General features: G+C 62.1%; 8 protein-coding genes. 4 read left to right on the forward strand and 4 right to left on the reverse strand.

Annotation, left to right across the window (positions count from 1 at the left end; genetic code table 11):
• The 3 genes from AC1DT3_RS05500 to AC1DT3_RS05510 all read left to right on the forward strand — a co-directional run.
• A partial coding sequence (locus AC1DT3_RS05500) for a hypothetical protein (RefSeq protein WP_477464239.1) occupies window positions 1-242 on the forward strand: 242 nt, incomplete at its 5' end.
• A gap of 497 nt (window positions 243-739) precedes the next feature.
• The gene (locus AC1DT3_RS05505; RefSeq protein ID WP_477464240.1) at window positions 740-1,069 is read left to right on the forward strand and encodes a HesB/IscA family protein; all 330 of its coding nucleotides are present in this window, start codon (window positions 740-742) and stop codon (window positions 1,067-1,069) included.
• Between the two features lie 84 nt (window positions 1,070-1,153).
• Window positions 1,154-3,031, forward strand: coding sequence for a hypothetical protein (locus AC1DT3_RS05510; protein ID WP_477464241.1), 1,878 nt, complete (start codon window positions 1,154-1,156; stop codon window positions 3,029-3,031).
• Between the two features lie 3 nt (window positions 3,032-3,034).
• Here AC1DT3_RS05510 and AC1DT3_RS05515 read toward each other — a convergent pair whose 3' ends face one another.
• Window positions 3,035-5,326 carry an NADP-dependent malic enzyme gene (locus tag AC1DT3_RS05515; RefSeq protein ID WP_477464242.1) on the reverse strand — a complete coding sequence of 764 codons (2,292 nt, stop codon included), beginning with the start codon at window positions 5,324-5,326 and terminating at the stop codon, window positions 3,035-3,037.
• Between the two features lie 96 nt (window positions 5,327-5,422).
• Between AC1DT3_RS05515 and AC1DT3_RS05520 the strand changes: the two genes are divergently transcribed.
• Window positions 5,423-6,043 carry a CatB-related O-acetyltransferase gene (locus AC1DT3_RS05520; RefSeq protein WP_477464243.1) on the forward strand — a complete coding sequence of 207 codons (621 nt, stop codon included), beginning with the start codon at window positions 5,423-5,425 and terminating at the stop codon, window positions 6,041-6,043.
• Here the strand turns inward: AC1DT3_RS05520 and AC1DT3_RS05525 are convergent.
• From AC1DT3_RS05525 to aspS, 3 genes are all read right to left on the reverse strand, one after another.
• The gene (locus tag AC1DT3_RS05525) at window positions 6,015-7,109 is read right to left on the reverse strand and encodes an acyltransferase family protein (protein ID WP_477464244.1); all 1,095 of its coding nucleotides are present in this window, start codon (window positions 7,107-7,109) and stop codon (window positions 6,015-6,017) included. The genes AC1DT3_RS05520 and AC1DT3_RS05525 overlap by 29 nt on opposite strands.
• Entirely contained in the window at window positions 7,106-7,972 is an 867-nt protein-coding gene (locus AC1DT3_RS05530) for a glycosyltransferase family 2 protein (RefSeq protein WP_477464245.1), read from the reverse strand. Before AC1DT3_RS05530 ends, AC1DT3_RS05525 begins: the two co-directional genes overlap by 4 nt.
• A 13-nt stretch (window positions 7,973-7,985) precedes the next feature.
• Window positions 7,986-9,612: aspartate--tRNA ligase (gene aspS, locus AC1DT3_RS05535; RefSeq protein WP_477464246.1), on the reverse strand; the 1,627-nt coding region annotated here is incomplete at its 5' end.

The raw sequence follows: 9,612 nt of genomic DNA on the forward strand, positions 1-9,612 counted from the left end.
CGATTATCATCAGCACGGCTTACCGCTATGCCAACCGCCCCATGACCTTCGTCGATAAGAGGATCTTCTCCCTCATCATCAGGGATCTCATGAGCCGCGGCGTCACGAACGTGCACGAGCTAGCATGGAAGGCGCTCGAGCAGGAGGGGCACACGCCCCGATACGTCAACATGGGCGAGATCGGATACATCGGGATCGAAGCTGCTGGAAAAGCTGAGGTTCGATCAGGACCGTGGAGCTAACTCACAACAATATGGATCGCTTATCGATCTCTTGTTTTGGTCGCTTGTTCTCGTCCTTGAGCTGCCTAATTCTTCATTCGGCAGCCCATCCCGCACCCTGAAGCCAGGCTCGCGGGTTCCGTATGTGAGCTACCCGCGAAGGCTTGAGGCCATATCGGGCAGAGGGTTGTCACCAACGTGACGGGATTGGGCGGGTGCGGCTGGCATCGGGTCTAAGCGATGCTGACGAGCCCGGTACTGGCAGCGCGTCCCTCGCGGATACCGCCAAGGTGGCAGGTCACACCCGTGCACAAATCACTTTTGAGGCCTATGATCGGGAGACTCTTGAGGCCTCCCGCCGGTTCCAATCCGCCCGCCTGACGAACAGAAACGGATCGAGAACTGAGTAGGGAACGATGGGGGACGACTTGGCCTGGAATCCTTGCCGAGCACCGCTTATATGTCTTGGCGGACTTACCTTGGTCTTAACAGCTCGTCCAAAGCACGTGGTAGCAGCAATGCCCGATATTACCTTGACTGAACGCGCCGCCCACCGAATCAACGAGATCATGGCAACCGAGCCCGCCGGCTCGATGCTGCGGATCAGCGTCAATGGCGGCGGGTGTTCCGGCTTCCAATACGCCTTCGACGTCGAGCACGCGCGCCAGCAGGACGACGACCTTCTGGTCGAAAAGGAAGGGGCGACCGTCGTTGTCGACCAGGTATCGCTTCAGTACATGGAAGGCTCGGTGATCGATTTCGTCGACGACCTGATCGGCCAGTCGTTCAAGATCGAAAATCCCCATGCCGTGGCATCGTGCGGCTGTGGGACGTCGTTTGCTCTGTAAACGAGCGACCACACCCGCTAACTTCTCTTTGCGCGCCGCCCGTTCGAGGCCGAATATCGGCGTCGAAACTCCCCAGGAGAAGTCATGAAGTCCCTCTTCCGGTCGGGTCTATGCGCGCTCGCCCTTCTTGCGGCCACGGCGGCTGTTCATTTCGAGCCGACCCTGTCGCGCGACATGGCGTTCGGCAAAGGCCAGGACCGCCTCACGATCGCCGCCGTCACAGTCCCGTTCTGGAGCGCCGCTTTCGCGCAGGCCGCGGATAGCTTTACCCTGGACAACGTGACGCTCACCGTCGGCACGGCCACCTATCGGGCAAAACGGGTCGCGTTCTCGGGAGTTTCGACTCCACGTGCCGAGATCGAGGAATTTTTGCGGGCCGGATCGAGCGAGGCTCTCCCAGCGCGGCTCGCTCGCTTGAGCGCGAAGCAAATGACGATTCCGGAACTCGTCATCGAACAGAGGCTCGGGTCCGCAACGCAACGTGTCACCTATCGAAATATCGTCGTATCCGATGTCGTCGAGGGCCGTGTCGCGACCATGGCCGCGGATACGGCCGTACAGGAATTCCAGCAGGGCAAAGGGACGGAGATCCTGACTCAAGGGCGCTCGACAGTGAGCGCATTGGACTTGCCGGCCCTGGCACGCCTCTATCTGGAAAGGGCAGACGCGGCCGTGACGCCCCTCGTGCTGATATACGGCGGCTTCACCGTCGACGACATTGCGATGACGACGAGAGACGGTTCCAATCTCAAGATTCGCCACATCGCAGGGCGCGATTTCAAAGCGCGCCCGACGGAGGATTCCTGGACCGGAACGATCGCGCTTCTCGCAAGCCTCGCCGAGAAGGAGAAACCGACGAAGGAAGACGAGACTCGGATCATTCCGGCCGTTGCGGACCTTCTGAGTGCGATGCAGATCGGCTTCGTGGAAATGAACGATATGGAGATCGTCGATCGTTCCAAGGACGCTGGCAGCGCGAAGATCGACCGCATCACTTATTCCAGCGCATCAGGCGCGCAACCTGCCGATTCCAGGATCGAAGGAATGCGTCTCTCGTCCAAGGACGCGGAGATTGCAATCGATACACTCGCCTTCACCGGCTTCTCGTTCACCTCCACTCTGGAGGGAATGCGCTCGTTGAAGGGCCGCGACCTCAAGGATCTCGATGCTACGACGCTGCGAAGCCTCATTCCGACGATTGGCACCATGCGCATGTCGGGCTTCAGCATCGATGCAAAGGGCGGCGCCAGCATCAAAAATAAGGGCGGCAAGGATACCAAATCCGACGCGATCAAAGCCTCGCTCGGCGAATTGGAGCTGACCGCCGACAAGCCCGTCAACGGAATTGCCAGCAACGTCCGCTTTGGCCTGAGCCATCTCGCGATGAGCCTGCCCTCTGCGAGCAATGAGGACGGAATCGCGGATCTCATCGCGCTCRGCTACTCCAATCTCGATCTGTCGCTCGTCGTCGACGCATCCTGGAATGAAACCGCTAGCGAAGTTGCCATCCGTGAGGTTTCCATCGACGGCAAGGACATGGGCCGTATTGCCCTCCGCGGCAGCCTCTCCGAGGTGACGAAGGATGTGTTCAATCCCGATACGGCCGTCGCCACGGTCGCGCTGATGGGCGCAAAGGCGAAATTCGCGGACCTGGTTGTGGAGAACACCGGGCTCTTCGACCGCTTTCTCGCGCGAGAGGCGAGAGAGCAGAAGACGAAGCCCGAGAGCCTGCGACGCTCGTACGGAATGGCCGCTGCCGTGCTCATTCCCTCGATGCTGGGGAGTTCGCCGCAGGCCGAGAGCCTGAGCCGCGCTGTCGCCAAGTTCATCGCGAAGCCTGGCCGTCTGACGATCAATGCTCAGACCAAGAACGGCACGGGTATCGGCGTCACTGAACTCGCAGCACAACCCGATCCTGTCGCCATTCTCGGCAAGCTCGATATCACCGCGAAAGCCGAGTAGCGCTCACGCGCCCTCGGCCTGCGCCTGAGCTTCGACCACGGCGATCGCGGTAATGTTGACGATGCCGCGGGCTGTCACCGACGGCGTCAAAATGTGCGCAGGCTTCGCCGGTCCGATCAGGATTGGTCCGACCGGGAGCGAATCCGCGAGGATCTTGGTGAACTGGAACGCGATGTTCGCTGCATCCAGGTTCGGCATGATCAGGACGTTGGCCTCGCCTTTCAGGCGCGATGCGGGATAGACGCGCTCGCGGATCATCTCCGAGAGCGCCGCATCCGCCTGCATCTCGCCATCGACTTCGAGATCGGGCGCGCGGTCGCGAATGAGCGCAAGCGCGTGACGCATCTTGATTGCCGAACGCGTATCCGCGGCGCCGAAATCCGCATGCGAGAGTAGCGCGATCTTGGGGTCGATGCCGAACCGGCGCACATGGCTGGCGCACGCGATCGTCATGTCCGCGATCTCCTCCGCGTTGGGATCGAATTGCACATGCGTGTCGGCGAGGAAATAGGCCCCCTTCGACGTGATGACGAGGGACAGCGCCGCCATCTCATGCACGCCCGGCGCGAGACCGATGATGTCCTTGATGTGCTTGAGGCGGGACTGGAAGCGACCTTCGACGCCGCAGATCAATGCATCCGCATCGCCGCGACGCAACGCGATGGCGCCGATGACGGTCGTGTTCGTGCGCACGAGCGTCTTCGCCGCGTCCGGCGTGATGCCCTTGCGGCCGGCCACATCGACATAGGTCGCCACATAATCGCGATAACGGGGATCGTCTTCGGGGTTGATCAATTCGAAATGCTTGCCCATGGCGATCGAAAGCCCGAACCGCTTGAGGCGGGTCTCGACGACGTTGGGGCGACCGATCAGGATCGGCTTGGCGATCCCTTCTTCCACGATCACCTGAACGGCGCGCAGCACGCGCTCKTCYTCGCCTTCGGCAAAGATGACCCGCTTGGGATCCGCCTTCGCTTTCGCCACCAGGGGCTTCATGATGAAGCCGGACCGGAACACGAACCGCGTCAGCGAATCCGCATAGGCTTCGAGGTCATCCAACGGCCGTGTCGCGACGCCCGACTCCATCGCGGCTTTCGCCACCGCAGGCGCGATCCGCAAAATCAGGCGCGGATCGAACGGGCTCGGAATGAGCGACTTGGGCCCGAACGGATGAGCCTCGCCGCCATACGCGCGAGCGACCACTTCGGAGGGCGTCTCACGGGCAAGAGCAGCGATCGCTGTGACGGCCGCTGCCTTCATCTCCTCGTTGATCGTCGTCGCACCGACATCGAGCGCGCCGCGGAAGATGTATGGGAAGCAGAGGACGTTGTTGACCTGGTTCGGATAATCGGACCGGCCTGTGCAGATCATGGCGTCCGGGCGAGCGGCTTCAGCCTCCTCCGGCATGATCTCGGGATAGGGATTGGCCAGCGCCAGGATTAGCGGCCGCGGGGCCATTTTCGCCAAAAGTTCGGCTTTCAGAACGCCGCCGGCGGATAGGCCGAGAAAAATATCGGCATTCGGGATGACGTCGGCGAGCGTGCGCGCATCGGTCTTCTGCGCATAGATCGACTTCCAGCGGTCCATCAGTTCGTTGCGACCGTCGTGGACGACGCCTTCGATGTCCGTCACCCAGATGTTCTCGCGCTTCGCGCCGAGCGAGACCAGCAGGTTGAGGCACGCCAGGGCCGCGGCGCCGGCGCCCGACGTCACGATCTTGACGTCGGCGATGTTCTTGCCGGCGAGTTCGAGGCCGTTGGTGACGGCGGCACCCACGATGATCGCCGTGCCGTGCTGATCGTCGTGGAAGACCGGGATGCCCATGCGGGCCTTGAGGCGTTCCTCCACCTCGAAGCATTCCGGCGCCTTGATGTCCTCGAGGTTGATGCCGCCGAAGGTCGGTTCGAGCGCGGCGATGACCTCGACGAGCTTATCGGCGTTCTTTTCAGCGACTTCGATGTCGAACACGTCGATGCCGGCGAATTTCTTGAACAGAACCGCCTTGCCTTCCATGACGGGTTTGGAAGCGAGTGGGCCGATATCGCCGAGGCCGAGAACCGCCGTGCCATTGGAAATCACGGCCACCAGGTTCTGGCGCGAAGTCAGATTCGCGGCTTCTGCCGGATCCTCGACGATGGCCTCGCAAGCGGCGGCAACACCCGGCGAATAGGCCAGCGCCAGGTCGCGCTGGTTGCCGAGTGGCTTCGTGGGCTGGATCTCGAGCTTCCCTGGACGCGGATAGCGATGATAGAACAGCGCACCCGATTTCAGATCCTGCGAGATGTTGTCAGCCATCCCAAACGCTCCTTGTTCCGCCAGCGCGGCTTCGATGTCGAAGGCCCTTGTGCGCGCCTTGCCCCCTCTCCGTCAACCTGAAGGGGTATGCGTTCGATGAGGCTCAGCCATCGTTTGAAGAATTGGCGCAACCCCTTTAATCAGACCCGCATTCATCTGGCGAAGCTGATACGGCGCTATGGCTACGAGATCGGCGACTTCAGCTACGGGCGACCGAAGGTCAGGTTCCCCGAAGCCGGGCGCAAGCTGATCATCGGCCGCTATTGCTCGATCGCCGACAAGGTCGAGATCCTTCTCGGCGGCAATCATCGCATCGATTGGGCGACGACCTATCCGTTTTCYGCCCTGCCCGAGCTGTGGCCAGCCGCCCCGCGAAACCGAGATTACCACACGTCCCGCGGCGACGTGGTCATCGGCAACGATGTCTGGCTCGGCTCCGGGGCAATGGTGCTTTCCGGGGTAACCATCGGTCATGGAGCCGTGATCGCCGCTCGGGCGGTGGTGACGAAGGATGTGCCCCCCTACGCCATCGTCGGCGGCAATCCGGCACGGGTCGTCCGCTACCGGTTCGATGAAGCGACCATCGCCGCCCTTCTCGATATTGCGTGGTGGGACCTGTCCGCCGAAGAGGTCGCCCAGCTGATCCCGATGCTGCAAAATGAAAAGATCGACGAGCTGATCGCCGCCGTCAGGGCGCTGCCGGCTCGATCGTCTTGATCGTCCGCCGTCCGAGCGCCCGCGCTTTCAGGCCAAGCGCGGGTTTTTCGACGGAGAACCAGGACAAAGCGGCAATGACGAGCGTGACGACCAAAGACGGTCCGAGCAGGACAATCGCCGCGATCGTCGGAAACAATGCGTGAAACGCTTGCTGGATCGGCCAGCCATAGAGGTAGGTGCCGTAGGACAAGTCGACGGCCGGATCGTAGGTAAAGGCTTCGAGGGCGGCGGGCGCCATCGTCAGCCACAGGATCGCATACGCCGAACTTGTGAACAGCAGCGCCGTATAGAGATCGGTGCCATACGCAAGCCATGTCAGCGCCAGCAACGCCAGCACCAGCGGACCACAGAGCCGAGCCTTGTCGCGCCAGACGTAGAGTGCACCGCCGATTGCGAAAATCAGCGGCAGACGGATAGCCGTCTCCATCCCTTTCGGGAGATCGGGGTGAAGCGTTTCGAGCGTCACCAACGCGGCAAACAATCCGACTACGAGCAGAAGCGCCGCAATCTTCGAGCGCAGCAACCCGACGATCCCGATCACGAGTACGCCCGCGTAACACAGCACCTCGTATTTCAGCGTCCAGACCGTCCCCATGGGAAAATGGAACGGGTTCTCCGTGAAGACGCCGGGAAGTGCGATATTGCTCTTGAAGGACGTCAGCGTCGCGGTGACGAAGCGCCAAACGCCGCTGCTCGACAAATAATCGGAAAGAGACAGCGTGCTCAGCGCGGCGCCGAGGATCAGCGCGACGGCGAGCGTCGCAACGATGAGGCCGGGCGCGATGCGCAACGTGCGAGCGATGAAGTAGTCGCGCCAGCCGCGCCGATCGAAACTCATCGTGACGAGAAAGCCGGAGATGGCAAAGAACCCGTTCACCGCATGCTCGCCGAGGGTGAAACCCGTCGGTGTGGCAAGCGGTTCGTCGGCGATGGTGCCGGTGGTCACGCTGAACGCGTGCGAGACAACCACAGCCAGGGCCAACGCGAGCCTGATGATCGTGAAATTGTTGCGCTCCTGCGCCATCGCGGACGAAACGGTGGGGGAGCGGGACCAGACTGAACTCATGCCAACCCCTCCCGCTGCAGCGCCGAGTGTCCGCGCAGAAAGGCCCAAGCACCGGCAGCCGATCCACTGTAGCGCTCGATCAAACGCGACCGAAACGTCAGGCCGACACCGATGGATTTGAGCGCATTGATCGCGAACATGACCGGCGCCGGATTCGGAAGACCATACTTCCGGCTCACGTAGGCGCGGGACCAGGCTTGGTGCCAGCGCGACGCGAATACTCTGCCCGGCTTTACGCCGCTCGACCGTCCGCGTGCATGCCGAACGACAGCCTGGGGCACGTAGACGAGCGCATGTCCCGCATCCGCGATGCGGCGACAGAGATCATCGTCCTCGTAGAAGAGAAAAATGTTTTCGTCGAACCCGCCGAGTTTGAGAAACAGGTCGCGGCGGACGAGGAAGCACGCGCCCGAAAAAAACGGCGCGCAGGCCTCTCCGCTCGGGACGACGAGCGACCCTTTCGCATTGGGGAGATAGGGTGCGAGCAGCGAGCGCGGCTGATAGAATACACGGCCGTCCGGCTCGACGATGCACGGCGCGAACAGGCCCGCATCGGGATACCGCGCGGCCGCATCGAGCAACGCGGCGACAGCCCCCGGTTCGACAATGCTGTCGGGGTTGGCGACGAGCATGTAGGCGCTCGTCGCGGCCCRTGCACCGATATTGTTGGCGCGACCGTAGCCTTCGTTGCGTGCGTTGCGCACGACCCGTGCACCGAATGTCTCGGCGACGAGGACCGTTTCGTCGCTCGACGCGTTGTCGACCACGATGGTGCCGACGCCCTCCGCCGTCAGGGCGCCGAGGCATTCCGGCAGCGCTTCCGCGCTGTCGAAGGCGACGACGATGGCGGTGACAGCGTCCATCGGCAAACGGGTCTCACTTCTCCGGCAGGTTCAGCCGGATGTGCAGGTCACGCAATTGCTTCGGCGTCACGTCGGAGGGAGCGCCGAGCAGGAGATCTTCGGCCCTCTGGTTCATCGGGAACAGGGTGATCTCGCGCAGGTTGATGGCGCCGCACAGCAGCATCACGATGCGATCGATGCCAGCCGCCATGCCGCCGTGCGGAGGAGCGCCGTATTGGAAGGCGCGGTACATGCCGCCGAACTTTTCTTCCAGCACGCTTTCCTCGTAACCGGCGATGCCAAAGGCTTTCTTCATGATGTCCGGCCGGTGGTTACGGATCGCACCGGACGCCAATTCGAAGCCGTTGCAGACCATGTCGTACTGGTAGGCCGTCAGCTTGAGGATGCGATCCTTGTCCTCGTCGCCGAGCTTCAGGAACTCGTCGGCTTCGATCGCGGGCATCGAGAACGGGTTGTGCGAGAAGTCGATCTTCTTCTCATCCTCGTTCCACTCGTATTGCGGGAAGTCCGTGATCCAGCACAAAGCGAACTGGTTCTTGTCGCCGAGACCGAGCTCGTCGCCGATCCGAACGCGCGCTTTGCCGGCGAGCGAGGCGGCCTTGTCCTCTGTCCCTGCCGAGAAGAACACTGCGTCGCCTGCCTTCACGCCGGCCTTCTCGCGGATCAATTTCTGCGCCTCTTCAGGAATGAACTTGGCGATCGGACCCTTGCCGACGACCTGACCGTTCTCTTCCTCGAAGACGACGTAGCCGAGACCCGGCGCTCCTTCGGTACGCGCCCAGTCGTTGAGCTTGTCGAAGAACGAGCGCGATTGACTCGCGGCCCCCGTCGCTGGGATGGCGCGCACGACGCCGCCCGCCTTGACGACGTTCTTGAATGCGTTGAACGACACGTCGTCACGCAAAAACACATCGGACACGTCCGCGATGATCAGCGGATTGCGCAGATCGGGCTTGTCGGAGCCGTATTTCAGCATGGCATCGAAGTACTTGATGCGCGGGAAGGTGTCCGTGACCGGCTTGCCCTCCGCAAACTCCTTGAAGGTGTCGCGGATCACCGGCTCCATCGCCTGGAACACGTCTTCCTGGGTGACGAAGCTCATTTCCACGTCGAGCTGGTAGAACTCGCCGGGCAGGCGATCGGCGCGCGGATCCTCGTCGCGGAAGCAGGGCGCGATCTGGAAATAACGGTCGAAGCCCGAGATCATGATGAGCTGCTTGAACTGCTGCGGCGCCTGCGGCAGAGCGTAGAACTTGCCGGGATGCAGACGCGACGGCACGAGGAAATCGCGCGCGCCTTCAGGTGACGAGGCCGTCAAGATCGGCGTCGTGAACTCGAAGAAGGCGGTCTCCTTCATGCGGCGGCGCAGCGCGTCGATGATCGCGCCGCGCTTCATGATGTTCTGGTGGAGTTTTTCCCGACGCAGGTCGAGGAAGCGGTATTTCAGCCGCGTCTCTTCCGGATATTCCTGGTCGCCGAACACTGGCATCGGCAGTTCTTCGGCGGGGCCGAGAACCTCGATATCCGTGATGTAGACCTCGATCATGCCGGAGGGCAGCTCGGCGTTCTCCGTGCCGGCCGGACGCTTCCGGACTTTGCCATCGACACGCACAACCCATTCCGAACGCAGGGTTTCGGCC

The sequence above is a fragment of the Microvirga sp. P4_G7 genome (assembly GCF_056401005.1).

Excerpts from the sequence above, each read along its gene's own strand:
- AC1DT3_RS05505 (WP_477464240.1), top strand. The coding sequence starts at position 740 with ATGCCCGATATTACCTTGACTGAACGCGCCGCCCACCGAATCAACGAG.
- AC1DT3_RS05525 (WP_477464244.1), bottom strand. The coding sequence starts at position 7,109 with ATGAGTTCAGTCTGGTCCCGCTCCCCCACCGTTTCGTCCGCGATGGCG.